Source organism: Exiguobacterium sp. SL-9 (assembly GCF_004336985.1).
Taxonomy (GTDB): Bacteria; Bacillota; Bacilli; order Exiguobacteriales; family Exiguobacteriaceae; genus Exiguobacterium.
On the sequence record NZ_SJUO01000002.1, the window covers coordinates 367,762 to 394,704 of the forward strand.

27 protein-coding genes, 1 riboswitch and 1 other annotated feature are annotated in these 26,943 nt (G+C 52.6%); of the genes, 7 read left to right on the plus strand and 20 right to left on the minus strand.

Annotated features, from left to right (window positions below):
• The 4 genes from EVJ34_RS06365 to EVJ34_RS06380 all read right to left on the minus strand — a co-directional run bounded on the left by EVJ34_RS06365 (position 1) and on the right by EVJ34_RS06380 (position 5,937).
• A complete protein-coding gene (locus tag EVJ34_RS06365; protein WP_131484997.1) occupies positions 1 to 1,041 on the minus strand; it encodes a hypothetical protein in 1,041 nt (346 codons plus the stop codon).
• 117 nt (positions 1,042 to 1,158) lie between these two features.
• On the minus strand, positions 1,159 to 3,564 hold the full coding sequence (leuS, locus tag EVJ34_RS06370) for a leucine--tRNA ligase (RefSeq protein WP_131484998.1): 2,406 nt from the start codon (positions 3,562 to 3,564) through the stop codon (positions 1,159 to 1,161).
• 39 nt (positions 3,565 to 3,603) lie between these two features.
• Positions 3,604 to 3,822 (minus strand) — a binding site (T-box leader).
• A 57-nt stretch (positions 3,823 to 3,879) separates the two neighbouring features.
• Positions 3,880 to 4,626, minus strand: a complete 747-nt coding sequence (locus EVJ34_RS06375) for a bacteriorhodopsin (RefSeq protein WP_131437070.1) — start codon at positions 4,624 to 4,626, stop codon at positions 3,880 to 3,882.
• Between the two features lie 129 nt (positions 4,627 to 4,755).
• Positions 4,756 to 5,937 carry an MDR family MFS transporter gene (locus tag EVJ34_RS06380; protein WP_131437068.1) on the minus strand — a complete coding sequence of 394 codons (1,182 nt, stop codon included), beginning with the start codon at positions 5,935 to 5,937 and terminating at the stop codon, positions 4,756 to 4,758.
• A 176-nt stretch (positions 5,938 to 6,113) separates the two neighbouring features.
• On the opposite strand from EVJ34_RS06380, the gene mnmL reads away from it, so the two are divergent.
• Complete coding sequence (gene mnmL, locus EVJ34_RS06385) at positions 6,114 to 7,091, plus strand: tRNA modification radical SAM protein MnmL/YtqA (protein ID WP_131484999.1); 978 nt, start codon at positions 6,114 to 6,116, stop codon at positions 7,089 to 7,091.
• On the plus strand, positions 7,045 to 7,617 hold the full coding sequence (mnmM, locus tag EVJ34_RS06390; RefSeq protein WP_131485000.1) for a tRNA 5-(aminomethyl)-2-thiouridylate-methyltransferase MnmM: 573 nt from the start codon (positions 7,045 to 7,047) through the stop codon (positions 7,615 to 7,617). Before mnmL ends, mnmM begins: the two co-directional genes overlap by 47 nt.
• 27 nt (positions 7,618 to 7,644) lie before the next feature.
• On the opposite strand, the gene EVJ34_RS06395 is transcribed toward mnmM, so the two are convergent.
• Together EVJ34_RS06395 and EVJ34_RS06400 are read right to left on the minus strand one after the other, a co-directional pair.
• Entirely contained in the window at positions 7,645 to 8,361 is a 717-nt protein-coding gene (locus EVJ34_RS06395) for an alpha/beta fold hydrolase (RefSeq protein ID WP_131485001.1), read from the minus strand.
• A 91-nt stretch (positions 8,362 to 8,452) separates the two neighbouring features.
• Positions 8,453 to 8,923 (minus strand): GNAT family N-acetyltransferase, encoded by a 471-nt coding sequence (locus tag EVJ34_RS06400; RefSeq protein ID WP_114167468.1) that lies wholly within the window; start codon positions 8,921 to 8,923, stop codon positions 8,453 to 8,455.
• A 164-nt stretch (positions 8,924 to 9,087) separates the two neighbouring features.
• On the opposite strand from EVJ34_RS06400, the gene EVJ34_RS06405 reads away from it, so the two are divergent.
• The gene (locus EVJ34_RS06405; protein ID WP_131485002.1) at positions 9,088 to 9,603 is read left to right on the plus strand and encodes a hypothetical protein; all 516 of its coding nucleotides are present in this window, start codon (positions 9,088 to 9,090) and stop codon (positions 9,601 to 9,603) included.
• Positions 9,604 to 9,642: 39 nt separating this feature from the next.
• Here the strand turns inward: EVJ34_RS06405 and metK are convergent, their stop codons facing one another.
• Positions 9,643 to 10,851: a methionine adenosyltransferase gene (gene metK, locus EVJ34_RS06410; protein ID WP_131437058.1), complete on the minus strand. Its 1,209-nt coding sequence runs from the start codon at positions 10,849 to 10,851 to the stop codon at positions 9,643 to 9,645.
• A gap of 130 nt (positions 10,852 to 10,981) precedes the next feature.
• Positions 10,982 to 11,101, minus strand: a riboswitch (SAM riboswitch).
• 314 nt (positions 11,102 to 11,415) lie between these two features.
• Here metK and pckA point away from each other — a divergent pair.
• Positions 11,416 to 12,987 (plus strand): phosphoenolpyruvate carboxykinase (ATP), encoded by a 1,572-nt coding sequence (gene pckA, locus EVJ34_RS06415; protein ID WP_131437056.1) that lies wholly within the window; start codon positions 11,416 to 11,418, stop codon positions 12,985 to 12,987.
• Between the two features lie 28 nt (positions 12,988 to 13,015).
• Here pckA and EVJ34_RS06420 read toward each other — a convergent pair whose 3' ends face one another.
• The 13 genes from EVJ34_RS06420 to EVJ34_RS06480 all read right to left on the minus strand — a co-directional run bounded on the left by EVJ34_RS06420 (position 13,016) and on the right by EVJ34_RS06480 (position 22,582).
• The gene (locus EVJ34_RS06420; protein ID WP_131485003.1) at positions 13,016 to 13,777 is read right to left on the minus strand and encodes an alpha/beta hydrolase family protein; all 762 of its coding nucleotides are present in this window, start codon (positions 13,775 to 13,777) and stop codon (positions 13,016 to 13,018) included.
• Positions 13,758 to 14,231, minus strand: coding sequence for an RNA deprotection pyrophosphohydrolase (ytkD, locus tag EVJ34_RS06425; RefSeq protein WP_131437052.1), 474 nt, complete (start codon positions 14,229 to 14,231; stop codon positions 13,758 to 13,760). Before ytkD ends, EVJ34_RS06420 begins: the two co-directional genes overlap by 20 nt.
• 98 nt (positions 14,232 to 14,329) lie before the next feature.
• Positions 14,330 to 15,682 (minus strand): glucose-6-phosphate isomerase, encoded by a 1,353-nt coding sequence (locus EVJ34_RS06430; RefSeq protein ID WP_131485004.1) that lies wholly within the window; start codon positions 15,680 to 15,682, stop codon positions 14,330 to 14,332.
• 106 nt (positions 15,683 to 15,788) lie between these two features.
• Positions 15,789 to 16,952: an iron-containing alcohol dehydrogenase gene (locus tag EVJ34_RS06435; RefSeq protein ID WP_131437048.1), complete on the minus strand. Its 1,164-nt coding sequence runs from the start codon at positions 16,950 to 16,952 to the stop codon at positions 15,789 to 15,791.
• Between the two features lie 68 nt (positions 16,953 to 17,020).
• The gene (locus tag EVJ34_RS06440) at positions 17,021 to 18,019 is read right to left on the minus strand and encodes a Gfo/Idh/MocA family protein (protein WP_131485005.1); all 999 of its coding nucleotides are present in this window, start codon (positions 18,017 to 18,019) and stop codon (positions 17,021 to 17,023) included.
• A gap of 96 nt (positions 18,020 to 18,115) precedes the next feature.
• A complete protein-coding gene (yugI, locus tag EVJ34_RS06445; protein ID WP_016509788.1) occupies positions 18,116 to 18,508 on the minus strand; it encodes a S1 domain-containing post-transcriptional regulator GSP13 in 393 nt (130 codons plus the stop codon).
• A gap of 194 nt (positions 18,509 to 18,702) precedes the next feature.
• Positions 18,703 to 19,254 carry a SidA/IucD/PvdA family monooxygenase gene (locus tag EVJ34_RS06450; protein WP_236636656.1) on the minus strand — a complete coding sequence of 184 codons (552 nt, stop codon included), beginning with the start codon at positions 19,252 to 19,254 and terminating at the stop codon, positions 18,703 to 18,705.
• On the minus strand, positions 19,200 to 19,550 hold the full coding sequence (locus tag EVJ34_RS06455; RefSeq protein ID WP_161568881.1) for a SidA/IucD/PvdA family monooxygenase: 351 nt from the start codon (positions 19,548 to 19,550) through the stop codon (positions 19,200 to 19,202). Before EVJ34_RS06455 ends, EVJ34_RS06450 begins: the two co-directional genes overlap by 55 nt.
• A gap of 59 nt (positions 19,551 to 19,609) precedes the next feature.
• On the minus strand, positions 19,610 to 20,797 hold the full coding sequence (locus EVJ34_RS06460; RefSeq protein ID WP_131485008.1) for an aminotransferase: 1,188 nt from the start codon (positions 20,795 to 20,797) through the stop codon (positions 19,610 to 19,612).
• Complete coding sequence (locus EVJ34_RS06465; protein ID WP_131437038.1) at positions 20,794 to 21,288, minus strand: Lrp/AsnC family transcriptional regulator; 495 nt, start codon at positions 21,286 to 21,288, stop codon at positions 20,794 to 20,796. The genes EVJ34_RS06460 and EVJ34_RS06465 overlap by 4 nt, the downstream gene beginning before the upstream one ends.
• A gap of 2 nt (positions 21,289 to 21,290) precedes the next feature.
• Positions 21,291 to 22,091 carry a glycosyltransferase family 2 protein gene (locus EVJ34_RS06470; RefSeq protein WP_131485009.1) on the minus strand — a complete coding sequence of 267 codons (801 nt, stop codon included), beginning with the start codon at positions 22,089 to 22,091 and terminating at the stop codon, positions 21,291 to 21,293.
• On the minus strand, positions 22,088 to 22,336 hold the full coding sequence (locus tag EVJ34_RS06475) for a NifU N-terminal domain-containing protein (RefSeq protein ID WP_034778343.1): 249 nt from the start codon (positions 22,334 to 22,336) through the stop codon (positions 22,088 to 22,090). The genes EVJ34_RS06470 and EVJ34_RS06475 overlap by 4 nt, the downstream gene beginning before the upstream one ends.
• 12 nt (positions 22,337 to 22,348) lie before the next feature.
• The gene (locus tag EVJ34_RS06480; protein ID WP_131485010.1) at positions 22,349 to 22,582 is read right to left on the minus strand and encodes a DUF1871 family protein; all 234 of its coding nucleotides are present in this window, start codon (positions 22,580 to 22,582) and stop codon (positions 22,349 to 22,351) included.
• A gap of 508 nt (positions 22,583 to 23,090) precedes the next feature.
• Here EVJ34_RS06480 and EVJ34_RS06485 point away from each other — a divergent pair.
• The 3 genes from EVJ34_RS06485 to EVJ34_RS06495 are packed head-to-tail and all read left to right on the plus strand — an operon-like array spanning position 23,091 to position 26,891.
• A complete protein-coding gene (locus EVJ34_RS06485; RefSeq protein WP_255417502.1) occupies positions 23,091 to 25,358 on the plus strand; it encodes a ribonucleoside-diphosphate reductase subunit alpha in 2,268 nt (755 codons plus the stop codon).
• Positions 25,359 to 25,387: 29 nt separating this feature from the next.
• Complete coding sequence (locus tag EVJ34_RS06490; RefSeq protein ID WP_131485012.1) at positions 25,388 to 25,894, plus strand: flavodoxin domain-containing protein; 507 nt, start codon at positions 25,388 to 25,390, stop codon at positions 25,892 to 25,894.
• Positions 25,851 to 26,891: a ribonucleotide-diphosphate reductase subunit beta gene (locus EVJ34_RS06495; RefSeq protein ID WP_131437028.1), complete on the plus strand. Its 1,041-nt coding sequence runs from the start codon at positions 25,851 to 25,853 to the stop codon at positions 26,889 to 26,891. The genes EVJ34_RS06490 and EVJ34_RS06495 overlap by 44 nt, the downstream gene beginning before the upstream one ends.
• Positions 26,892 to 26,943 lie beyond the last annotated feature (52 nt).

A 26,943-nucleotide genomic window follows, 5' to 3' on the forward strand; every position in this document is an offset into this window, starting at 1 on the left:
TCAGTCGACCGAGACGAAATCGTCAAGGTCGAACACATCTGGTCGCACGATGGCGAAAATTTCATTGTCTTGCAAAAACATACCGGTCGACCCATACACACGCGGTGTGACCATTTGCCCGTTCATCGTCCCTTCGTCCGGGTTGATCGTGTAGAGGACGAGCTCTTCTGAATCGAGGACGTAAATGCGTCCTTGACGCTCGACGAGGCCGACCCCACGGAATTTCTCGAACTTCTGTTGAATCGAGGCGCTCATCCCTTCGGTCGTCAGTGCTTTTCTCGACTCAATGGCCCACTCCGTCTCAGGCTCTGGCGCTTCTTCGGTGTCTGAATCCACTTCGGTCGTCACATCCGTCTCGGTCGCATCGGCTGTTTCATCTATCTCGGACTTCGCTTCAGCGTCGTTGGCCGTCTCATCCTCGAGCGTTCGCTCTTGAACATACAACAGCTCCACGTCAGGCGTGTCCGCAATCCGGTTCATGATGATGAGCCGTTTCGTTTCATCGTCATAACCGAGGCCGAACAAGCGGTCTGACGAGGCAAGTCCTATAATCGATTTACGCGGCCGTTCCGTCCAGCGACCATCTTCCCGCTCGATTGTCACTAAAATCCCGTTCGCTGTGACGGCATAAATCTTGTCCTCCGCAATCATGCGCATACCAATAAACTCACCAAGCCGATATGGTTGTTCGTCATTCTCTAACTTAAGCATCGCGTTCACCCGATTGGCGTTCCCGCTCACTTCGAAGAACTCTCGATTCTTCGTTAAGACGAGATAGGCACCAATCGTGTCACTGTAATACACTTCATCAAGTTGTTGAATCTGTTCGAGGGCATCGGTCGTATCGATGTCCTCTTCGTCCTGTGAGGCCTCGACTGGAGGCACAGAAGTCGCTTGGTGACTCGTTTGAATCTCTATCTTTTCAAACGTCGAGGCGATTTGGTTTTGAATGTCCTCGTCTGAAAAGACGAACACATAGCACAAAATCACACCGACGACGACGGCAAACAGCGTCGTATATAACACGTAAGAACGTTTCATGGACGTTTCGTCCCCTTTATATGCAGTATCGCCCTTTAGTGTAACAAACCCGCCCCGAAAAGAAAACGACATCACACAAAAGAAAGGAACGTGTGACAATGTCACACATTCCTTTACTTATCCAACGACGATATTGACGAGTTTCCCGGGAACGACGATCACTTTACGGACCGTTTTCCCTTCCGTGAACTCTTGGACGCGTTCGTTCGCGAGTGCGTCGGCCTCGAGCACTTCTTTCGAAGCGTCACGGGCCACGTGCATCTTCGCACGAAGCTTTCCGTTCACTTGGATGACGACTTCAATCGTGTCGCTGACGAGTTTCGACTCGTCGAACGTCGGCCATGCAGCGTACGTCAAGTCTTCCGTCATGCCGAGACGCTCCCACAACTCTTCAGCCAAGTGTGGTGCGACCGGAGCAAGCATCTTGATGAAGTTGACCATCTCTTGTTTCGGAAGCGTATCTTGTTTGTATGCCTCGTTGATGAAGACCATGAGTTGCGAGATTGCCGTGTTGAAACGGAGCGCCTCGTAGTCTTCTGTCACTTTCTTCACCGTCTGATGGTACGTCCGTTCGAAGTCAGCTGTCGCGGCGACGTCCTGAAGCTCGGTCTGGTCAAACAAGCGCCAGACGCGATCGAGGAAGCGACGAGCGCCGTCAAGACCGTTCGTCGACCAGGCGATGGCCGCATCGAGTGGTCCCATGAACATCTCGTAAAGACGAAGTGTATCGGCTCCGTGCGATTTGATAATGTCGTCCGGGTTGACGACGTTACCTTTCGATTTCGACATTTTCTCGTTATTCTCACCGAGGATCATCCCTTGGTTGTAAAGCTTTTGGAACGGCTCTTTCGTCGGGACGATGCCGATATCGTAGAGCACTTTATGCCAGAAGCGAGCGTAGAGAAGGTGAAGGACCGCGTGCTCCGTACCGCCGATATACAAGTCGACCGGAAGCCAGCGCTTCAATTTCTCAGGGTCCGCGATCATGTCTTCATTGTGCGGATCAATAAAGCGAATGTAGTACCAGCAGCTGCCGGCCCATTGTGGCATCGTGTTCGTCTCACGACGACCCTTCTCACCGGTCACCGGGTCCGTGTACGTCAACCACTCGTCTGCATTCGCAAGCGGTGATTCTCCCGTACCCGACGGTTTGATCTCATCGATGATCGGAAGTTCGAGCGGAAGGTCTTCGACCGATACGGTCTTGAGCGTGCCATCTTCCATATGAATGATTGGAATCGGTTCGCCCCAATAGCGTTGACGGCTGAACAACCAATCGCGGAGACGATATGTCGTCTTCGCGCGACCAGTGCCGGCGAGTTCGAGTTCTTCGATGATTTTGGCAATCGCATCGGCTTTGTTGAGGCCGTCAAGCGAACCTGAGTTGACGTGGGCGCCATCCTCGACGTACGCCGCCTCATCCAAGTTGCCGCCCGTGACGACTTCACGGATCGGAAGATCGAACGTCTTCGCGAACTCATAATCGCGCTCATCATGTCCAGGTACGGCCATGACCGCCCCAGTCCCGTATGTCGACAATACATAATCAGCGATCCAGATCGGAAGCTTCTCACCATTGACCGGGTTGATGGCGTAAGCGCCGGTAAACACGCCCGTTTTCTCTTTCGCAAGGTCAGTCCGCTCGAGATCTGTCTTTTTCGAGACTTCTTCGACGTATGCCTCGATGGCAACGGCTTGATCCGGTGTCGCGATTGCTTTCACGAACGGATGCTCCGGTGCGAGCGTGACGTATGTCGCGCCGTAAAGTGTGTCCGGACGTGTCGTGAACACCGTAACGACTTTATCGTGGCCGTCGACTTTGAAATCAACTTCGGCTCCGACCGACTTGCCGATCCAGTTGCGCTGCATCTCTTTGACGCTATCTGGCCAGTCAAGCCCTTCTAAATCATCGAGCAACCGTTCAGCGTATTCCGTGATGCGAAGCACCCACTGTTTCATCGGCACACGGTAGACCGGATGGTTCCCCCGCTCCGACAAGCCGTCGATGACTTCCTCGTTGGCGAGTACCGTGCCGAGAGCCGGGCACCAGTTGACGGCGACTTCGTCGACGTAGGCGAGGCCGCGGTCATGGAGCTGTGTGAAGATCCATTGCGTCCACTTATAGTATTTCGGATCGGTCGTGCTGATTTCGCGGTCCCAATCGTATGAGAAACCGAGCTCTTTCAACTGGCGGCGGAATGTGCCGATGTTGCGCTCCGTGAACTCGCGCGGGTCATTCCCTGTGTCGAGGGCATATTGCTCGGCCGGAAGACCGAACGCGTCCCAACCCATTGGATGAAGGACGTTGAAGCCTTGCATCCGTTTCATGCGGGCGATGATGTCCGTCGCCGTGTAACCTTCCGGGTGACCGACGTGAAGGCCGGCTCCTGATGGATATGGGAACATGTCAAGGACGTAGAAACACTCCTTGTCCGGGTCTTCTGTCGTCCGGAACGCATCTTTCTCGTCCCAGCGCTTTTGCCATTTCGGCTCGATGTCTTGATGTTTAAAATAGTCCAACATTCATCCTCCTCTGCATAAATAAAAAGCCTTCCGCCCCGGTAATGGGACGAAAGGCTTGAAAGCTTTCCGCGGTACCACCCATGTTGCATTTCTGCCACTTGAGACGCCGGTAACGAGGCGTAACTCCGGTTCACCCTACTATTCGTTCAGGCGAACTGCTCCAAGGCGAGTTCTCGGGGTCCATATACCGGTTTTCACCAACCACCGGCTCTCTACACATAAGGACGTCACGATACTATTCCTTTTCAACGCAATTTTTATCTCACTTCTATATTCTAGCGCAAGATAAAAATCTACGTCAATGTGAACTTGCTATCACGTCTTAATTTGTTTCAACGTCGAGATCGTTTTGACCGCGAAGAAGGCAATCAACCCGAAGCCGACCTTGTTAATCAAATCAGCGACGTTATAAATCAATTCTCGCACCAACTGCACCTCAACACCGGTCGCAAACAGCGTGACCGCATAACCGATCGGATAAATCGCCCAACCGATTAAAATGAACAAACGCATGTTCAGCAGTGCTTTTCGAATCGGGGCCGGAGATGATTCGGCCGCTTTCGTGACGTTGGTGAACAATAGATAAATAATATAGATCCAGGCCAAACAACCGACGAGATATCCCCAAAGACCAAGTTGTGTGAAGCCGCCATTCAAGTTAATCGAAGACTCTCCAAGATACCCCGCGACGATCATGATGATGTCCGCGACGATCAACTTCGTCAAGAGGCCTGTCTTCATTTTCCCTTTCAGACTGAGCAACAGCGGAAACTTCACGAGCAGGAGGGGTGTCGTCACGAGCCAATCGATATACCGTATCTCTGTCGGGAATCCAGTGATTTCCGACAACAGCCCCGAATCACCGACCGCGTCTTTCATAAAGTAATAATGGATCGCTGCAACGAACGTGACCAAAGCCGCGACGGTGGCGACAGACCGGTATTCTGGATCAAGACTATTCCGTTCGACCAAAAAATAGAGCGTGGCGGCTGCCATTCCGACAAATCCGACCCAGAACATATATTGGGTCGCAAGCACGAGCAAGTTGACCTCTTCGTTCATGGTGTACATCCCCTTCATGTTGAAACAGGAAACGACGGAACGAGTATGTGAAAGGATCCTTTGTCTTCATTTTAGAATGAAAGTCACCGACACGCTCGTTCCGGACGTGCAACCAATGTGCGCACCCGGTCAATTTTGAACATTCAGTGTCCGAATTCTCATGAAGAAGACGAGTGCCGTCAAAATGAGAACGAGTAACAAACCAAATACCGCATTCATACCAAGCAAATCAAACGCAAGACCGGAGAGCGTTGGACCAATCATCCGTCCGACCGAGGCCGCGATATTGACGAGTCCTTGGAACTGTCCGGCTTTCCCAGGAGGGGCGAGCTTCGCGGCAATCGTCGGCACGGCCGGCCAGATGAACATCTCCCCGATCGTCATGACGACCATCGCGACCATAAACATCGTGAAGCCACCCGCGAACGGAACAATAACGAAGGCCGCGAGGAAAATGACGGCTCCGACGACAAGCTGTTTCTTCAAATCATCTTCAAAGTAACGAAGCGCTCGGTTGAGGAGCGGTTGGGCGAACACGATCAACGCCCCGTTCACCGTCCAAAGCAAGGAATATTGGCTAATCGTCACGCCAAGGTCTTGCGAATGGACGGCAATCGTCCCTTGCCATTGCACGTAGACGAACCAAAGGGCTGCATAGCCGATGGCGACGAACCACATCGATTTCATCGTCGCAGCAGAGAGCGTCGTCGCCGCAGCCTCAAGCTGTGACTGGACGACTGGACGCGCCGGGTCTTTCAAATAACGGAGCCCGAACAAGAGGACAAGGACGAATAACACTGATAAGAAGAAGTTCGCGTAAAAGATCCATTCGATGTCGATGCGCGCGATTTGACCGCTCATCGCCGTACCGAGAGCGACCCCGACGTTTTGGGCGACATAAATCGCGTTGAACGAACGGCGACCGCCTTCGGGCCAAATCAAGCCGGCAAACGCGTACACCGTCGGGAAGACAAGACCGCCGGAGAAGCCGATCAAGCCGAGCCAACCCAAGTACCCGAGGAACGTGGCATGGAACAACAAGAACCCGAGCGAGCTCGCGAGCAATAGGCCGACCGAGAGGATGAGTGTGCGTTTCCCACCGATGCGGTCAAACAGCGTGCCCCCGATATAGTTCCCGACGATGGCGAGCGCCGAGTTGACGAGCAGGGCAATCCCTGCGAGCGTCATCGATTCACCTAAATATCCATTAATATAGAGTGTGTTAAATGGCCATAAAAAAGACGCCGCCGTCGTATTGAGCGCCATCGCGATGACCAAAATCCAAACCGAAATCGGCATTTTGTTGTTCATACCAGTTACTCCTTTCCTTCCCAATAAACGATAAAAATTCGGCGCGACGGCCGAATCAAAAATAAGTCCTTCTCCAAGCTAACGGAACGCTCCATAAGTGTCAAGAAAAATTACTTATTATGAAGTAAACACGAGGGAAGCTTGTGATAGCATGAGCAAAGAAGGAGAGGATATGTATGCAAAACCCGTTTGGCAAAGCCAGATATCACAAATTAAATGAAGCGTATCGCCGCGAGTTCGGTGGGAAAGTGTTCAAAGTGCCGCTCGATGGCGGTTTTACTTGTCCGAACCGGGACGGGCTCGTCTCGAAAGGCGGCTGTACGTTCTGTTCGGACGACGGCAGTGGTGATTTTGCCGGTAATGCCTGCGATCCGATCTCGGTCCAATTCGCCGAAGTGAAAGCTCGACTGCACCGGAAGTGGAAACAGGCCCATTACATCGCTTACTTCCAAGCGTTCAGTAACACGTACGCCCCAGTCGAGCGGCTGCGAGAGCTGTTTGAGCCCGCCCTCGCGGAAGAAGGAGTCGTCGGTCTGTCGATTGCGACCCGGCCCGACTGTTTACCGGACGACGTCGTCGACTACCTCGCCGAGTTGAATGAGCGGACGTCACTCACGGTCGAACTCGGCCTACAGACGATTCACGACACGACGGCGAAAAAGATCAACCGGGGCCATGATTATCAAACGTTTCTCGACGGTCTGGCTAAGCTCCGCCGGCGCAATATCCGCGTCGTCGTCCATATCATCAACGGTCTCCCCGGCGAGACGACGGATATGATGCTCGACACGGCGCGAGAAGTTGCTAAAATGGACATACAAGGAATCAAGATCCATCTGCTCCACGTCTTGAAACAGACACCGCTCGCCCGACAGTATGAAAAAGGATTGCTCGAACTTATGGACGAGACGACTTACGTCTCGCTCGTCTGCGACCAGTTGGAGTTGTTACCACCTGAGATCGTCATCCATCGATTGACCGGTGACGGGCCACCGGATCTGTTGATCGGTCCGACGTGGAGCCGGCACAAGATGGCCGTCTTGAACGCCATCGATGCCGAACTGGTGCGTCGTGATTCCTTCCAAGGAAAAAAGAAGGATGAGAGCCATGGGATTAATGAGAGTGTTACCGTTCGCGAAGTACTTACTCCGTGAACACATCACGCCTGGTGCCGTCGCCATCGATATGACGGCCGGCAACGGGCACGATACATTATTTTTAGCCGAGCTCGTCGAGGCGACGGGACATGTCTATGCGTTCGACGTCCAAGCCGCGGCGGTCGAAGCGACACGCACTCGCATCGAGGGAGCTGGACTCGCCGATCGTGTCACCGTGATACACGACAGCCATGACACGGTCCGAGCGGTCGTCGGGGACGAGACACGCCCCATCACCGCAGCCGTGTTCAACCTCGGCTATTTGCCAGGGAGTGACAAGTCGGTCACGACGACGGGCAATACGACCATTGACGCCCTCGAGCAACTGCTCGACGTGATGGCCGTCGGCGGCGTCATCGTCGTCGTCATCTATCACGGTCATGAGAGCGGTAAGGTCGAGCGCGACGAAGTGCTCGCATATGTCGAGTCACTTGATCAAAAACGCGCCGGTGTCCTCCGCTACGGCTTTATCAACCAAATCAATCATCCCCCGTTCATCGTGGCGATTGAAAAACGCACATGAAAAGGCGACTCGCTCGAGTCGCCTTTTTCATTCTCGGATCAATTCATAAAACGTGATAAGCGTCTCCGCGAACTTCGTGTTCAATCGTTCATAGCCGAAATGTGGGAATCCTTCGAGTCGGCGGATGTACACTTGATCGCCCCCGATTTTCCGGCAAACGTTGAGCGTCAGCTTCACATCGGCGAAGCGGTCGTCCGGTGCATAGAAGCAAGCGAGTGGAAGGCGCGGCAAATGTTTCTTCTCTTCTTGATGCTCGACGATTTCCTCCTCGATTTCGCGGTACTGGCCGTACGTGATTTCACCGAAGCGAGATGACTCTTCCCCGGCACCCATGAACGTCATCATGCCGAGCGGTAAGTCCGGACGGAAACGGTCGACTGCACTCGCGACGACTTGTTTCAAGCCACCGATTTGGCGGGATGGATGCCAATCGAACAAAGGCGAGATGTACGTCAAACTGCCGAGTGGCACATCGTATTCCTGGAGCAAACGGTTCGTCAACAGCGCCCCGAGACTGAAAGCGATGACGTGAATCGGAAGCTTGTACTGGCTCGCCTCGCGCAACGTACTCTTGATTAACAGTTTATGGTCTTCCGCGGTCAAGCCGACCGCCTGTCCCGTCACGACGAGGACTTCATATTCATCGCGTAACCGCCCTAGAAACGCCTCACTCAAGCGTGACGTGAACTGGAGCGGGTAGACGATCACGATGACCCCTTTTCGTGATTCTTCTTCATATGTCATGCTGTCACCTCATTTTATTATGTCCATATATCCATACTAACAAAAAACATCAGCCGAGACTGATGTTTGTCCGAAAAATCCGTCTAGGGTCTTAGCTTGGGTCATAGCGTAAGTGAATCAGTTCCATTGGTTGGTCATACACTTCTTCTTGAATCCGATTTAACTCGATGAACGCCTCATGATTTAAAAAAGCGATTGCCTGCTCGTTCGAGCTTTCGACGTACAGTTCGATCGGTTGAACTTTGCGCTCGCGCAAATGAGTCAACAGGACCGTTCCGAGACCTTGTCGGTGATGGGCCGGATGAAGATAGAGTCGCAGTACTTCCCACGTGTCCCCACGGTCGATCGCATGATAAAACCCGATGACGTCGCCTTCGGCTTCACCGACAATGAACAACTGCTCTTTCGCTTCTTCGCTTGAACTGATGGCGCGGACGATCTCTTCCTGCTGATAAGCCCGTTCCATCACTTTTGAACGAACCTCGTCTTGTTCACTGACCGTCGCGAGAGCAATGTCGCGGATGGTGGCGGCATCTTCTGGAACGGCTTCTCGAATCTTCATAACGGCATCCCCCTTTTGGCCAATCTAGTAGTATCATTCCCCATCAGCAAAAAAATATCCTGCCCGCTTATTACTTTTTGATGTCGAAATGAAGGAAGACGTTATTTTCCATTTTGACTCGGGTATAAGAGTATCAATGCCAACTTACAAAAAGGAGTGTTACTATGGAACCGAAACTACAACACGATCCACAAGTAGAACAAGCCAACAATCCAAATCGTCAGTTTGACCAATCAAATGCAGGTGGTCCTAAAATCACCGTCGTGACCGGGATGCTCCTCGGCGCCCTCGTCGGTGGATTGCTCGCCCTACTTAGTACGTCGAACCGCGAGAACACGAAGCAATCGTTCTCGAGCGCGAAATCGTCGGTCGGCGGTCTCGTCGATACGGTCAAACAAGACCCGGCCGGAAAAGCCTCACAAGTCATCGACCAAGTGAAATCGGCTTCTGGTATCATCCAAGAGGTTGCCACTGACGTCCAAAACGTCTATGAAAAAGTCGCTGGTGAAGTCGATACCGTCAAAGAAGACGTGAACAAAGTCGTCGGAACGGCGCAAGAAGCGAAGTCCGATTTACAAGACATCGGTGAGAAAGTCGTCGAAGCGAAAGATACGGCGCTCGGTCAAGAAACCTCGTCAAACAATAGCGAATCATCAAATGACAATAAACCACAAGCATAAAAAAACGACCTTTCGCTGAGAAAGGTCGTTTTTACTGTCTTATGCGAAGCGTTTCGCGCCTTCTTCAAGCACTGCCGCTTTGTCCGTTTGCTCCCATGGGAGTTCAACGTCCGTACGACCGAAGTGGCCGTAAGCTGCTGTTTGCTTGTAGATTGGGCGACGAAGGTCGAGCATCTTGATGATGCCGGCCGGACGAAGGTCGAAGTTCTCGCGAACGAGTTCGACGAGCTCAGTCTCGCTCAATTTGCCTGTGCCGAACGTGTCGACCGCAATCGATACCGGGTGGGCAACGCCGATCGCGTAAGCGAGTTGTACTTCTGCTTTGTCAGCAAGTCCCGCTGCAACGAGGTTTTTGGCTACGTAACGAGCCGCATACGCCGCTGAACGGTCAACTTTGGTTGGATCTTTACCAGAGAACGCACCGCCGCCATGGCGAGCGTAACCACCGTACGTATCGACGATGATTTTACGTCCTGTAAGGCCTGCATCCCCTTGTGGTCCACCGATAACGAAGCGGCCAGTCGGGTTGATGAAGTATTTCGTGTCTGCGTCGATGAGTTCAGCCGGGATGACCGCATCGATGACGTGCTCTTTCAAATCAGCTTGGATTTGCTCGAGCGTGATGTCTTCGGCGTGTTGTGTCGAGATGACGATCGTGTCGATGCGAACCGGGTTGTTCGCTTCGTCGTATTCGACTGTTACTTGTGTCTTCCCATCAGGGCGAAGGTAAGCGAGCGTTCCGTTTTTACGAACTTCTGCCAAACGGCGCGACAATTTGTGAGCGAGTGAAATCGGGAGCGGCATGAGTTCAGGTGTCTCTTTTGTTGCGTAACCGAACATGAGACCTTGATCACCAGCACCGATCGCATCGATTTCTTCTTCAGTCATGTGTCCTTCACGAGCTTCGAGCGCTTGGTCGACACCTTGGGCGATGTCTACTGATTGCTCGTCAATCGATGTGAGGACCGCACAAGTCTCTGCATCGAAACCATATTTCGCACGTGTGTAGCCGATCTCACGAACTGTTTCACGAACAACTTTCGGGATATCCACGTAAGTTGATGTTGTGATCTCACCCGCTACGAGCACGAGACCTGTTGTGACAGATGTCTCAGCCGCAACGCGGGCGTTTGGATCTTCAGCTAAAATTGCATCCAAAATCGCATCTGAGATTTGGTCACAAATTTTATCCGGATGTCCTTCCGTGACGGACTCCGAAGTGAAAAGTCGACGGTTCAAGTTTGCCATTTCGAAAAACCTCCTATAATAAGGGTGATGTGTGGACGGTACTCGTTCCCCTTACGCGTTGCTTTGGGACGGTAATGAAAAAAACCTTTCGCCATGTTCAATGGGAAAGGTTGAATCGTTCTTCCTTACCCTCTTATCGTTCGAAGCTTGCGCTTCGCTTCAGGATAGCACCTTTTCCGAATAACAATGACAAATCGGACGGTTGCTGGGCTTCGTAGGGCCTTGTTCCCTCCACCGCTCAGAATAAGAGTATCCGTTACGAAGACCATCATATAAATGACACCCCGTTCTGTCAAGCGTATCGACCGAATTCGTCAAACTTTTCATGTACGTCCATTAGTTATATTTGTGAAATATCAAACATTTTTTTGACGGTTTTTGTTTTTGTACTATGACCTGGTACAGAATATGTTAGAATGACAATGTAAGAAAGCGCTTACTTTAAGGGGTAAAAAATGCTTGTTTTTGATTAGTATGTCACATATAATAAAAACGTCATACTAATTAAACGCGGAAGTATGCGGATTTCATCCACATCTATTTAGGGGAAAGGTGGGATTCAGGATGGCGACAACGCTCCTGAAAATCGAAGAATTAATTAAAGGTGCCGACATGAAGCGGAACTTAACGGTTCCAGAACTGGTGGAAGAAGCCATTCGCAACGGGGAAGGCGTACTGACGAAAGACGGGGCTTTATCGGTCAGTACAGGTAAATTCACAGGACGGTCACCGAAAGACAAATTCGTCGTGCAAGATGAAGTCAGCAATCATTTAGTGGACTGGGGTCCGGTCAACCAACCGATCGCGGAAGAGAAGTTCACCGCACTACTCGATAAAGTGCTCACACATCTCGAGACGAAAGAAAAACTTTATTATCTCGAAGCGTCTGCCGGTGCAGACGAGCATTACACGCTTCCGGTCCGGGCCATCACGGAATACGCATGGCACAACTTGTTCGCGAAACAATTGTTCTTGCGCGAATGGCCGACACAAGGTGCCTTCGAGCCGTTCACGGTCATCTATGCACCGAGCTATAAGGCCGACCCGGTCGTCGACGGGACGAACTCAGAAACGTTCATTCTCGTCTCATTCGCCAAGCGGACCATTCTGATCGGGGGAACAGAATACGGCGGCGAAATTAAGAAGTCGATTTTCTCGGTCATGAACTTCCTGTTACCAGAGCAGCATGTCTTATCGATGCACTGCTCGGCGAACGTATCGGACGCCGGTGAGACGGCTCTCTTCTTCGGACTATCTGGTACCGGAAAGACGACGTTATCGGCCGATACAGAGCGACATTTGATCGGCGACGACGAACACGGCTGGTCTCCAGACGGCGTCTTCAATATCGAAGGCGGTTGCTACGCGAAGACAATCAACTTGTCGCGTGAGAACGAGCCACAAATCTATGATGCCATCCGATTCGGCTCGTTGATTGAGAACGTCGTTTTAGACGAGTCTCGCGCGCCGGACTACAAGAACATCTCGCTCACCGAAAACACACGGGCCGCCTATCCGATTCAATTCATCGATAATGCGATGCTTCCTTCACGGGCCGGGCATCCGAACACGATCGTCTTCTTGACGGCTGACGCATACGGGGTGTTGCCTCCAATCAGCAAATTGACGAAGGAGCAGGCGATGTATCACTTCTTATCGGGTTATACATCGAAGCTCGCCGGTACGGAGCGCGGTGTCACTGAACCACAAGCGACGTTCTCGACATGCTTCGGTTCACCGTTCTTGCCACTCGCGCCGGAACGATATGCCGATATGCTCGGTACGTTGATCGAGAAACATGACGTCGACGTCTATCTCGTCAATACGGGTTGGACTGGCGGAGCATACGGGGAAGGCTCACGGATGAAACTCGCCTATACACGGGCGATGGTGAACGCTGCCGTCAACGGAAAACTACGTGACGTCGAGACGACGCGCCACGACATCTTCAACGTCGAGATTCCACGCCACATCGACGGAGTGCCAGCGGACGTGCTTGATCCGCGTGGTACATGGAAAGACGGGGCCCGTTATGACGCCGAGGCGGCAGCGCTCGCCCGTAAGTTCCAAGACAACTTTAAGCGATTCACCAAAACGAGTGAGGCGGTCGTTGCGGCCGGTCCAATCATCGTCTAATAAAAAATGACTAGCGCCCGAGTAGGCACTAGTCATTTTTTTGTGCGATGGCTAACATCCAATCCATTGCCTCTTCGGTCGTCTTCCACTTTTCCCAAAACGGGAGTTGATGGGCGAACGGAACGACCCAAAGCTCGGCCCGCTCCCCCATTCGTTCGGCCACGGCTGTCGCATGACGAAGTCGCACTTGCTCGTCGTCTGTCCCGTGAATCAATAACGTCGGGGCCTCCCAGTCTTTGTAGAGAGGCGAACGCTCCACATAAGCCGCACGCGCCGCTTCCGGGTCCCCCCCGGTCATGCGACGGAGCATTTTCCGCATCGAGCGCTGTTCTTCATACGTCCACTCGAGATTGGTGACACCCGCCCATGATGTGACGGACGTGAGCGGCCGTTCCGCAGCGAGCGATAACGCCATCATGCCCCCGCGCGAGAAACCAAGGGCATGAATAAACGTATCCGTTCGACGGACGCGATCGTAGAGAGACAAGACGTCCTCTAAGTCCGCCCCGCCGAAGTCCTCTTTCCCGCTTCCGCCATGGTTACCCCGATAGACGGGAGCCACGACGTGGAAGCCTCTGGCCGCAAACTGCATCAACCGGGGCAAACGCACGTCCCCGATTCGTCCGGTCCCACCACGCAAATAAAACAAGACGTGCCCGTTTGGCCGTTTCGGCGTGATTGTATAGGCAACGACGTCCTCACCGTCGCGCGTCGCATACCAGCCTCGGTGAATCGGATAGCCGGCATACGGCGGCAGGACCTCGACTCGGTCAAACCAAGCGTTTTTCATGGAGCACCTTCATCGTTTCCGGGAGCACCCGGTCCTTCATCATGAAGCTGTACCGGTTGTTCCGGAGCAAATTCGTTGGCAACTCCGCCATCAAGACGGCTCCGTCGGTCTCATCGACTGCCGGATGATCGTCAAAGCGCTCAATCTCAGCAAAATAAATATTTTTAATGACCGTGTCCCCGCGTCCGAGCACGCGGTATTGTCCGAGATAATGCAGCGTCTTCACGACACCGCCCGTCTCTTCATACACTTCCCGAATCGCGGCATCGTCCTCATGCTCGCCAGGCTCAACTTTTCCGCCCGGGAACTCGAGTCCGCGTTGTTTATGCTTCGTCAGCACCCATTGGTTCTCGTAGCGGGCGACGACCCAGACGTGGAGCGGCGTATCCGAAAATGGATAGTGCGCAAAGCTCAACTCGACTTTATTGTGATAGTAGTCTGTGAATGTCAACATAGTCCATCCCTTTCCTTCCCCTGTCTACTCTCACTTTACCTTGTCTTCCTCCAGTTTCAAACAAAAAAATAGGCCCGCCGGAGCGGACCTACTCGAAATTACTGGTTCAAACGCTTTTCAAGCTCAGCTTTTTGCTCTTCGTAACCTGGTTTTCCAAGCAACGCGAACATGTTCGCTTTGTACGCTTCCACACCTGGTTGATTGAACGGGTTCACCCCGAGAATGTATCCGCTCATCGCGCATGCCTTCTCGAAGAAGTAGAACAAGTAACCGAGGTGGTACGGCGTCATCTCCGGTAATTCGACGACGAGGTTCGGGACTTCTCCGTCCGTGTGGGCGAGGAGTGTTCCTTCGGCTGCCTTGTCGTTCACGAATTGAATCGTTTCGCCGGCAAGGAAGTTCAAGCCATCGAGGTCTTGTGCGTCTTCTGGCACGTTCATCGTATGACGGACGTTCGTGACACGGATGACCGTCTCGAACAAGTCACGACGACCTTCCTGGATGTATTGCCCCATCGAGTGGAGGTCGGTCGAGAAGTCGACTGCCGCCGGGAAAATCCCTTTGTTGTCTTTTCCTTCCGACTCGCCGTAAAGCTGTTTCCACCACTCTGACACGTAGTGAAGGGCCGGCTCGTAGTTGACGAGCAACTCGATCGACTTGCCTTTTGCATACAAGGCGTTACGGACGACAGCATATTGGTACGCCTCGTTCTCAGAGAGCTCTGGTGACGAATACGCGTCTTGTGCGTCGCGTGCACCTTCCATGAGAGCGTCAATATCGATGCCTGCCGCCGCAATCGGAAGGAGTCCGACCGGTGTGAGGACCGAGAAACGGCCTCCGACGTCATCCGGGATGACGAACGTTTCGTAACCTTCTGCATCCGCGAGCGTCTTCAAGGCGCCACGAGCACGGTCTGTCGTCGCATAAATGCGCTCACGAGCACCGTCTTGACCATATTTGTCTTCCATGAACTGTTTCAAGACACGGAACGCGATCGCCGGCTCTGTCGTCGTTCCCGATTTCGAGATGACGTTGACCGAGACGTCTTTGCCTTCGAGCACGTGGAGCAACTCTGTCAAATAAGTAGACGAGATGTTGTGACCAGCGAAGAAGACTTGTGGCGCGTTGCGCTCTTCTTTTGACAATACGTTGAAGAATGAATGTTGAAGCATCTCGATTGCCGCGCGTGCGCCGAGGTATGATCCACCGATTCCGACGACGACGAGGACGTCCGAGTTCTCGCGGATTCGTTCCGCGGCCGCTTTGATGCGGGCAAACTCATCCGTATCATAGTTTGTTGGAAGGTCGACCCACCCAAGGAAGTCGCTACCTGCCCCGCTACGGTCATGGATGACCGAATGCATTGCTTTCACGGTTTCTTGCAATTGATCGACTTCATGTTCCCCGACGAAAGACAGGGCGTTTGAATAATCGAAACGTACTGTTGACATGTCATTTCCTCCTTTAAATCGCTCCTTGAAGAGCCATACATGACCCATCATAAACGGAAACGTCGGATTCGTTCAATCATTATTGCAAAATAGGCATCAAATCGCCTTATTTGCTCAACTCAAGAATGGCCGCCACGTCTTCACGTTCGAGCGTACGGAAGCGACCGAACGCACCACGTTTCATAGCAGAATCAAGGATGGCGTCGAATGTCGACTCGTCGATGTCATAGTCACGGAGCGAGCTTGGTGCACCAAGCTCATCGAAGAAGGCGCGCACGGCTGCGATTGTACGCTTCGCCGTCTCCAAATCCGTGTCGGCCGGTTCAACATTGAACACTTCTGTTCCGAGGCGGGCGAAACGTGCCGCATTGTCTTCATCGAGCACATGCTCCATCCAGCGTGGGAACAGAATGGCGAGCCCTCCTGCGTGCGGAATGTCATGGACAGCCGATACCGCATGCTCAATGTTATGTGACGCCCAGTCACCTGAAGCACCCATTTGCAGCACACCGTTTAAGGCGATCGTACCTGAGAACAAGATGATGGCACGCAAGTCGACGTTCTCTAAATCATTGACGAGCTTCGGTGCCGATTCGACGACCGCTTTCAAGACGCCTTCGGTCATGCGCTCTTGGACCGGTGCATGGTTCGGGTGGAAGTATTGTTCGAAACAGTGACTCATCATGTCGACGATACCGTAGATTGTTTGATCTTTTGGTACCGATACCGTGTAACGCGGATCAAGGATTGAGAACGTCGGATAGACGAGCGGATGGCCCCAACCGTACTTCTCTTGTGTCTCCCAGTTCGTGATGACCGATCCTGAGTTCATCTCTGAACCTGTCGCTGCGAGCGTGAGCACTGTACCAAACGGGATCGCTTCTGTCGGAATATGGTCGCGGAGAACGATGTCCCATGCATCCCCTTCGTACGGGATGGCCGCCGAGATGAGTTTCGTGCAATCGATGACCGAACCGCCACCGACCGCGAGCAACGCATCGATGTTTTCTTCGCGTGCTTGCTTGACCGCGCGACGTACTGTCTCGATGCGTGGGTTCGGTTCAACACCTGAGAAGTCGACGAAGTCGATTGAGGCGTTATTCAGTTCCGTCACGACTTCATCGTACGTGCCGTTCTTCTTGATGCTCCCGCCTCCATAGACGAGCATCACTTTCTTGGCGTCGAGCGCCTTCAACTCGCCTGCGAGTTTTTCAATCTGATGCGTCCCGAAAATGAGTTTCGTCGGGTTCTTGTATTCAAAGTTGTGCATAATTCATCCTCCTTCGAAAATATGTAACACCTACACTATATACCCTGTTTTTTATGATTGAAAAGCAATCAGCCCTGAGTGTAGATACGGTCGATGATCGTATGGAGCGTCACCGCCTGTTCTGCTTGCCGGTACGACGGCTCCTGACGGCACGCCTCGAGGAACGTTCGAATCTGTCTCGCATATGGGTCTTCGAGCGCGAGATGGGCCGGTGATTTATCGAACAACGCACCGTGCTCTTCCGTATGGATGACGAGTGGGAACAGCGACGCCCCGCCCTCCGTTCCTCGCAATTCGACCCGCATCGTGTCCGCCGCCTCGACGTTGGCCATGAAACTCGCGTCTAAGAACAAGGATGCCCCGTTGTCGAACGTGACCATCGCCCGGGCCGTGTCTTCGACCGAGAACGCGTCCGCGTCCCAGTCGCCCATCAGCCCGACACCGGGTCGCGTTCCAAGATATTGACCGACGTGACCGACCACGTCGACCGGTTTCGGATAGTCCATCAAATAGAGCGCCAGGTCGAGCATATGTACCCCGATATCGAGCAGTGCACCGCCTCCTTGTAGCTCCTTATCAGTGAATACGCCCCACCCTGGGATGCCGCGACGGCGGAGGGCGAGCGCGGTGGCCGCATAGACGTGCCCGAGTTCACCGTCATCGATCATACGTTTTAATAATTGTGTGTCCGACCGGTGCCGGTAATGAAACCCGTAATGAAGGGTTCGTTCTGCCTTCCGGGCCGCTATGAGCATCTCGTTCGCTTCACGGGCCGAGATGGCCGGTGGCTTCTCACAGAGGACGTGACAGCCTGCCTCGAGCGCGGCGATGACTTGTTCTTTATGGAGCGCGTTCGGCGTACACACACTGACCGCATCGAGTTGTTCTGTGACGAGCATCTCTTCGACCGTCTCGTACACCCGTTCGATTCCAAACTGTTCAGCCACCGCTTCCCCGCGCTCCCGGGTCCGATTCATGACGGCGACGACGTCAGCCCCTGTCGCGATGTATTGCGGGATATGGGCGGTCTTGGCAATCCCGCCTGTACCGATGATTCCGATTCTCATGGTCCTCACTCCTTTTCTGTACAGTTCGAGACCGATGGGGACATCTCCTGTACAAAAAAAAAAGACGACCTGCACAAGGCAGATCGTCTCAATCACTTACTTCTTGAAGTTCGTGTTTTTGATCCAGTCTTCGAGTTTGTCCTTGAGGACAGTGAATCCTGGAGCTTCTTCTTGCTTGAAGTTTGAAGCTTCGTTGCGGCGTGGTGCGCCACGACGAGCTGGCTTAGCCGACTTCTCGCGTTTTGGAGCTTCTTGTGTCGCTTTCATTGAAAGCTTGATTTTCTTAGATGCTTCATCAACATCAAGAATTTTCACTTCAACTTCTTGACCGACTTGAACGTACTCGTTCACGTCTTTCACGTAGTCGTGTGAGATTTCAGAGATGTGGACAAGACCTTGAGTCTCGTCGTCGAGTGCGACGAACGCACCGAAAGGTTGGATTCCTGTTACTTTACCTTTTAAAACTTGATCTTTTTCGTATTTTGCCATTACAAACACTCCTATGCTAAATTCATCAACTTACTATAACATACTTTTTTCGATAAAGTGTACAAATTAGTAAAAAAGATTATTTGGGATTATTTTCGTGTTTCAAAGTCGACCGGTCGGGTAAATACAAATCAAGCAAGACTTCAAGTATTCCCCCCTGATTCCGCTAGGCTTAGGCCTAGCCCTTTTTTTGTTCAAAAACTCGTGAACGGTTGTTGCGCGGCGACATCAAACATCGTTTCTCCCACCATTTCATTCAACATGATCGCGTTCCGATATACCGCCATCCCCAAATTCGTTGCCGCCGGCCCGTGCGAATGTTCTAAGTTTGTGTGGGTGAACAGACTACCGGCCAATGCGGTCTGCGTCGCGATTTGATAGCGATCGTTGACGCGCCACTGATTTTCAGCCTCCCACTCGATCTCAACCCGGTCGACCCATGCCGGGATGCGCGGATGATATCCGGTCGCCGCCACGACGGCATCATACTCGTTCGTAAACGATTCTCCGGTATGCTGGTGAGTCCCTTCGACAAGATAATTCGAAGAATGGGAGACGCGTTCGATTTCAATTTGCGTGTACAAGTTCGTCGCTTGGTCCGATCCGTCCGCCGTCCGATGATATAGCGACCCGTAAATCGCACGGAGCGTCTCCAGGTTGACGCCGTTGCGAAACCGCTCAAAAGCCTTCCCTAGGTGCTCACGTTCCGTATATGGCAGTCGATTGAAATAGTCGACATACGACACACTGAAAATCTCTTCCCCGAGTTTGCCGCTCTCGAGCGATTCAAACACGTCTGCAAGCGGCCGTTCTGTTTCAAGTAGTTCACATAACTGTGAAGGCTTGTCGGGTCAGCGAGCGTCACAAGGTCATATAAATAATGCGTCTGCATCGTGGCTGCTTCGAGCAACATCCCTTCATGCCAATTGAAGTCGGCCCGCTCCTCAAAGCAAACTCCCGTCAATCTCGTCGATTCGCTGAGCGCCATCAACCCGAGATTGTAGGGCCCACATCCGATTGCTATAAAATCTACTCGTTCCAACGGCCTCACCTCGCTCGTCTTTTCCCATCTATTATACCACTAAAACGTAAAACAGACCCTCATCGCTGAGAGTCTGTCATTGTGGTCGTCACTTCGAACTGTTTCATGAACCGATCGATGCGACGAATCGCTTCTTGTAATTGCTCGACCGACGTCGCGTAGCTGGCTCGGACAAACCCTTCACCACTCGCACCGAACGCGTTGCCTGGTACGACCGCGACCCGCTCCTCGAGCAAGAGACGCTCGGCAAACTCTTCGCTCGTCAAGCCCGTGTGACGGATTGATGGGAAGGCATAAAACGCGCCTCCCGGCACGTGCGTCGGTAATCCGGCGTCATTGAGGGCCTGGATGAAGTAGTTACGGCGCTGTCGATAGCTCTTCACCATCTTCGGTACATGTTGATCGCGGCTACGGAGTGCCTCGAGACCGCCGAATTGGACGAGTGTCGGGGCACACATCATGCCGTACTGATGAACTTTGAGCATTTCCCGTGTCACGACTTCCGGCGCACATGTGAAACCGAGCCGCCAGCCTGTCATCGCGAACGCCTTCGAGAACCCGTTGACGACGATCGTCCGCTCGCGCATATCGTGGAGCGTCGCGAAACTCGTGAACGGCTCATCATACGACAGCTCGGCATAAATCTCATCGCTGACGACCCAAAGATCATGTTTCGTCGCGAGTTCCGCGATCTCGGTGAGTTCTTCACCCGTCATCGTCGCTCCGGTCGGGTTTGACGGGAAGCAGAGGAGCATCGCTTTCGTGCGCTCCGTGATTGCCGCTTCGACGTCTTCCCGGTTCAGACGGAACCCGTTCTCCGGACGACAGGCGACCGGGACGACCGTCCCGCCGGCGAGCTCGATGAGCGGCCCGTACGAGACGAAAGCCGGTTCGACGACGATGACTTCGTCACCTGGGTTGAGGAGAGCCCGGAAGGCGATATCGAGCGCCTGCGACGCGCCCGTCGTGACGATCAGTTCCGTCGTCGGGTCATATGTCGCCCCGAACCGGTCCGTCATATAACTAGCGATTTCTTGACGTAACTCGAGGAGACCGGCGTTCGCGCTATAGGCCGTATAGCCTTGCTCGAGCGCCGCATAGCTCGCTTCGCGTACATTCCACGGCGTGATGAAATCCGGCTCTCCCACCCCGAGAGAGACGACGTTTTCCATCGTTTGCGCCAAATCAAAGAAGCGGCGGATGCCGGACGGTTTCATTGAGACGACTTGTTGGGACAGTGACTTCATGGCGTAATATTCAACCGTTTGTCTTCGACTTGTGGGGTGAATAAAATACCATCATGCTTATACGTCTTCAACTTGAAGTGCGTCGTCGTCGAGACGACCGAGTCGAGCGGTGACAACTTGTCCGAGACGAACGATGCGACGTCTTGGAGTGAGTGCGCCCGGATGACGACTTGCAGGTCGTAAGCCCCAGACATCAAATAGAGCGCCGTCACTTCCGGGAAGCGATATATCCGCTCCGCGACCTCATCGAAACCGCGCCCCCGTTTCGGAGTGACTTTGACGTCGATGAACGCCGTGACGTCATGCCGGTTGATTTTTTGCCAGTTGACCATCGCTCGGAAACCGAGCAAAATCCCGTCGGCTTTGAACTTCTCGAGCATCGCCTCGACGGTTGCCTCGTCGGTCGCGAGCAAGTTCGCCAACAGTTTCGTCTCGAGGTAACCTTTCTCTTCGAGCAGCTCGAGCAGTTCTAGTTCTTTTGATGTGTACATAGTTATTCTCCTTCCGTTCTACCGGGGAACGCCCCTGTGAACGTTCTTTCTGTCTGTCTCACATAGTCCCGCCGCTCGGCTTGGACGATATGGAAGTTTTTCATCTCCATATCGACGAGGCCGTGCTTGTGACAGAACCGATCAAAGTAGCGACGACGCGTCTCGTCTTGTTTGGCCGACAGGTTGTCCGTACCGTTGAATGCATAGAGCACCGTCGCACGGGCCGGATGACGAATCGTCCCGACTTCGCTGACGCGTAAAATGAAGTCCCAATCCCAATAGTTATAGACGGCTTCATCGAACGGACCGATGTCGTCGTGAAGCCGTTTTCGATACAGCGTACCGGACGGGATGAACGTCGAGTCTTGGCGAAGTCGCTTCAAATCGAGGTCGTAGGCGAATGCCTCCCAGTCAGTGACGCGACGGCACCCATCTTCCCACGCGAAGCGGAACAGTTCCGCATCCGTGAAGACGAGGTCGGCCGAACGGATGTCCTCGAGCGCTTGTTCGATATGGGTCGGCATGAGCAAATCATCATCGTCGAGCAACAGGATATAGTCGCCTTTCGCTTCCTCTACGCCGCGGTTGCGGGCTTTGACGTGATGATTCTCGCCGAGCTCGATATAGCGAATCGATAATCGATTCAAAAAAGGCGCCAAAAGATGCTGTTTTGGCGGCCCGTCATTATTGATCACAAGTACTTCGAACGACCCGAACGTCTGGACGACCAGACTTTCGAGCAGTTCCGTCAATTCCGTCTCCCGTGAGTAGACCGGAATGACGATCGTAACGAGCGGGTTCATCCGCGGTAAGCTGTTTCGACGTGCGGCAAGATCGCTTCCCAGCTGACGCCGTTCTCTTTTGATACCGTGACGAAATCGCCATAAGCGAACACGCTCTCCACGCCTTCGATGGCGACGAGTTTCGCGAGTAGCGGTTGGTCCGTCTCTTCTCCGGCTTTCACGCTTTGGCTTTTCGCGCCAAAGACGTTCTCAGGAAGTGTGATTTTCATTGCATTTGGATTCGGTGTTGGATCGATACGTAACATCGTGGTTCCCCCTTATAATTGACAAGCTTCTGAAGACGCGAGTAGTCGTTCCGCCATGGCCCGTGTTTCCGATTCACTTGGACAGTCGCCGAACGCGTCTGTCAAAATCCGGCGAACCGCTTCATCCAACTCATCGATTGTGTCGATGTGAATGAGCGCCAAGGCGATATCATCAAACTCTGGTCCATACGACCCAATCCCGTAACCGAGTGGGTCCCATGCTAATAATAAGTCTTCTGCTCTCATTTGTTAAACCCTTCTTTTTACCTTGATTTCAGATCGTACTCCCTCAATCTACATCACTTTTCAGTTCGATGCTAGTGAGCGCTCAAATTTCCTTCCTTTTTAAAAAATAGTCGTCCCTATATATAGTGGTCGACCAGATGATTAATTTCCTGACAGATGCGTCAAAATGTAATGATATTCTCGTTTATTTTAACATCTGGTTCATGATTGACCGCTTACATAAACTTGCATGCCTTTTCATATGAACGTCAATTTAATTTTTTTCTATCTCATATCTCATCTCAAATCGGATGATAGCGCCGTTTTTGAGTAAAAGTAATCTAGGCGTCGACAGTTTGCCGAATGTCAAGATTGCAAAACTAAATATAGGTGATTTATGATTAAAAAGACAAGAAAACGTCAATATATAGTTAACGGATATTTATCACGTTCATCCATCATTGACGTCGAATCGGACAAGTTCCGCTATACCTTTATAATATCTACATCCGAAGAAGGAGTGATCGTTTTGACATCCCCTATCCATCACGAGACGATGTTGGCTGCTACGCCGACACTTACTGACGTCTCGACATTGATCCAATCATTAAAACAACGCTACCCACAGCTTAGTGTCGAACGATACGAAGAACGAGCCGTTCGGGCGCTCGAAGGAAAGACACTGACACAAGATGTAGTATATGAGCTCTTGACGATGCACGCCCTTGACATGTTGAAGGCCGAAGAGCCGGACTGGACGTTCGTCGCCACAGAAATGTACTTAAACCGCCTCTATTTAGAAGCGGCCCGTAACCGTGGCTATGACGCCTCGATGCGTTATGGCGCGCTCTATCCAATGATTGAGATGCTCACGACAAAAGGCATTTTCACATCAGCATTACTCGATACGTACTCGAAAGAAGACATCGCCTACTTGGAGACGTTGATTGACCCGTCACGTGACCGTATGTTCACTTATATCGGTCTGCGGACGTTATCGGACCGTTACCTCGGTCGCGACCACGTCAAAAACTTGTACGAGTTGCCGCAAGAGCGGTTTATGGTCATCGCCATGACGCTCATGCAAAACGAGAAAGCCGATCAACGTGTAAAACTCGTCGAAGAGGCGTACTGGGCACTATCGAACCTCTATATGACAGTGGCAACACCGACACTATCGAACGCCGGGAAATCTTATGGCCAGCTCAGCTCATGTTTCATCGATACGGTCGACGATTCGCTCCGCGGCATCTACGACTCGAACACAGACGTGGCCACGCTCTCGAAAGGCGGCGGCGGAATCGGCGTCTATCTCGGCAAAATTCGTTCACGCGGCAGCGACATCAAAGGCTTTAAAGGCGTCTCGAGCGGTGCGCTTCCTTGGATGAAGCAATTGAACAACACGGCCGTCTCGGTCGACCAGCTCGGTATGCGCCAAGGTTCGATTGCCGTCTACCTCGACATTTGGCATAAGGATATCTTCGAATTCCTCGATGCGAAATTGAACAACGGGGATGAGCGCCTCCGGACCCATGACTTGTTCACGGGCATCTGTTTGCCTGATTTGTTCATGCGTACGGTCGAAGCCCGCGGCGATTGGCATTTGTTCGACCCGCACGAGATTCGTACGGTCATGGGCTTCAGCCTAGAAGACTTCTATGATGAGACGGAAAACGGCGGTTCGTTCACCGAGAAATACATGGCGTGCGTCAATACACCTGAACTCTCGCGCGTAACGGTACCAGCCATCGACCTCGTCAAACGATACATGCGCTCACAGCTCGAGACAGGAACACCATACATGTTCTTCCGTGACGCCGTGAACCGCGCCAACCCAAACAAGCACGCCGGCATGATTTACAGCTCGAACCTCTGTTCAGAGATCGCGCAAAACATGTCACCGACAACCATCGATGAAGAGTACACAGCGGACGGAAAAATCGTGATCACGAAAACGCCTGGCGACTTCGTCGTCTGTAACTTGAGCTCAATCGCCCTCGCCCGGGCCGTGAAGTCAGATGTGCTCGAACGACTCATCCCGATTCAAATGCGGATGCTCGACAACGTCATCGACTTGAACACGATTGAAGTACCGCAAGCGATGATCACGAACCAAAAATACCGTGCCGTCGGACTCGGAACGTTCGGTTGGCATCACTTGCTCGCCCTAGAAGGGATCCGTTGGGAATCGGTCGATGCCGTCCAGTATGCGGAGAAGCTGTATGAGAAGATCGCTTACCTCACGATTCAAGCGTCAATGGAACTAGCCAAAGAAAAAGGCGCGTTCGGCGTGTTCGAAGGATCGGAGTGGCATACCGGTGAGTACTTCAAACGCCGTAACTATCGCTCACACGACGATCTCGATTGGGATGGACTGGCTGCCAAAGTGAATCAGAACGGTGTCCGTAACGCCTACATGATGGCGGTCGCACCGAACTCGTCGACGGCCATTATCGCCGGCAGCACCGCCTCGATTGATCCAATCTATAAGAAGGTCTATTCGGAAGAGAAGAAAAACTATAAGATCCCGGTCACGGTCCCAGACCTCAATCCGGAGACGAATTGGTTCTATAAATCAGCGTTCGAAGTCGACCAGCTCTGGAGCATCCGTCAAAACGCGGCCCGTCAGCGTCACATCGACCAAGCAATCAGCTTCAACCTATACGTCAAAAATGACGTGAAGGCGACCGAAATGTTGGCGATGCACCTTGAGGCGTGGTCACTCGGAATGAAATCCATTTACTACACACGTTCAACGACCGTTGAAGTCGACGAATGTGAATCATGTGCCTCATAACGTCACGTAATAGAAAGGTGGGAACGACCATGAACGTCGCAATCGTCTATAGTTCGATGAGCGGGAATACAGAAGAGGTCGCCGAGTTGATTCAAGCGACCCACGTCAAGCGGAGCGACCGCGTCGTCTTGTATGAAGCGGACCGCATCGGCTATCGCGAAGCCCAATCACTCGCCTCATATGATCTCGTCTATTTCGGGTCATACACGTGGGCAGACGGCGTCTTGCCGGACGAGATGAAAGACACGTTCCGCCTCATCTTAAAAGAGCTCAACGTGCCGCTTCGCCAAGCCGCCGTGTTCGGGACGGGCGACAAGATGTTCGTCCACTTCTGTCGTGCGGTCGATGAGATGGCCTACCACCTTTCAAAATACGGGATTCCCCTCGCCGGTGAGACGTTGAAAATCGAACAGTCGCCGCGCAATCAACCGTACAACGTCCGACATTGGGCCGAGCGGTTGGCAAGAAACACCGAAGAAGGAGTATATGTCCATGACCATTCAAAAGATCAAACTACTGTCGCCCAAACATCCTAACCGGGCGACCGCTATTATCGGGGGCGAGACGAGTTCTATCGTCAATTGGAACGACATCGCCTACCCACAGTTTTATACCATCTATAAACAGTTGCTCTCGAACTTTTGGATTCCGGATGAGATTTCGATGTCCAAAGACATGCAGCAATGGCCACAATTGAGCGAGCGGGAACAAGACGCCTTTAAACGGATCATCGGGTTGTTGTCGATTCTCGACTCGGTGCAGACGCGCTATATCCTTGAGTCATCGATGTTCTCATCGGACTCATCGGTGCATGCCGTGCTTGCTGTCATCGCTCAGCAAGAGGTCGTCCATAACCAATCTTATAGTTACGTCCTTTCAAGTCTTGTGCCGCTGAGCGAACAAAATCGCATCTTCGATATCGCCAAAGACGACGAGATGGTCATGAAACGGAACCAATTCATTTTGGACTTATATGAGGACTTCCGCGCCGACCAGACGGCCGAGACGTTCGCCAAGTCGCTCGTCGCCTCGATTATCCTCGAAGGGATCAACTTCTATTCCGGATTCGCCTACTTCTACAACTTGGCGCGTCACCAGAAGATGGTCGGAACGTCGACGATGATCAGCTATATTCAGCGCGACGAGATGCAACACTCCTATTTCGTCAGCCAGTTGCTCCGGGCCGTGTTGACGGAAAACCCGGAGATTGACGCAGATGGTCGCTTCAGTCAGTTCGTCTATGACACGATGGCGGAAGCCGTCGACCTCGAAGTCGAATGGTGCGAATACGTCCTTCGTGACCTCGACGGGCTCGACGTCAGCGAGATGCGGGACTACGTCAAGTACCTCGCTAACAAACGCCTCCGCGTCATCGGCTTGAACGATCTGTATGAAGGGTTCAATGAAGACGTCATGCCGTGGATCCGTGCCTATTCAGACGATTCATTGAATGCCACAAAATCCGACTTCTTCGAACAAAAATCGCGTTCGTACGCAAAAGTCACCGACGCCAACGGCTTCGACGATCTATAAACGCAAAATGCCCCGACTCTCTTCCCGAGTCGGGGCATTTTCATATCAGATG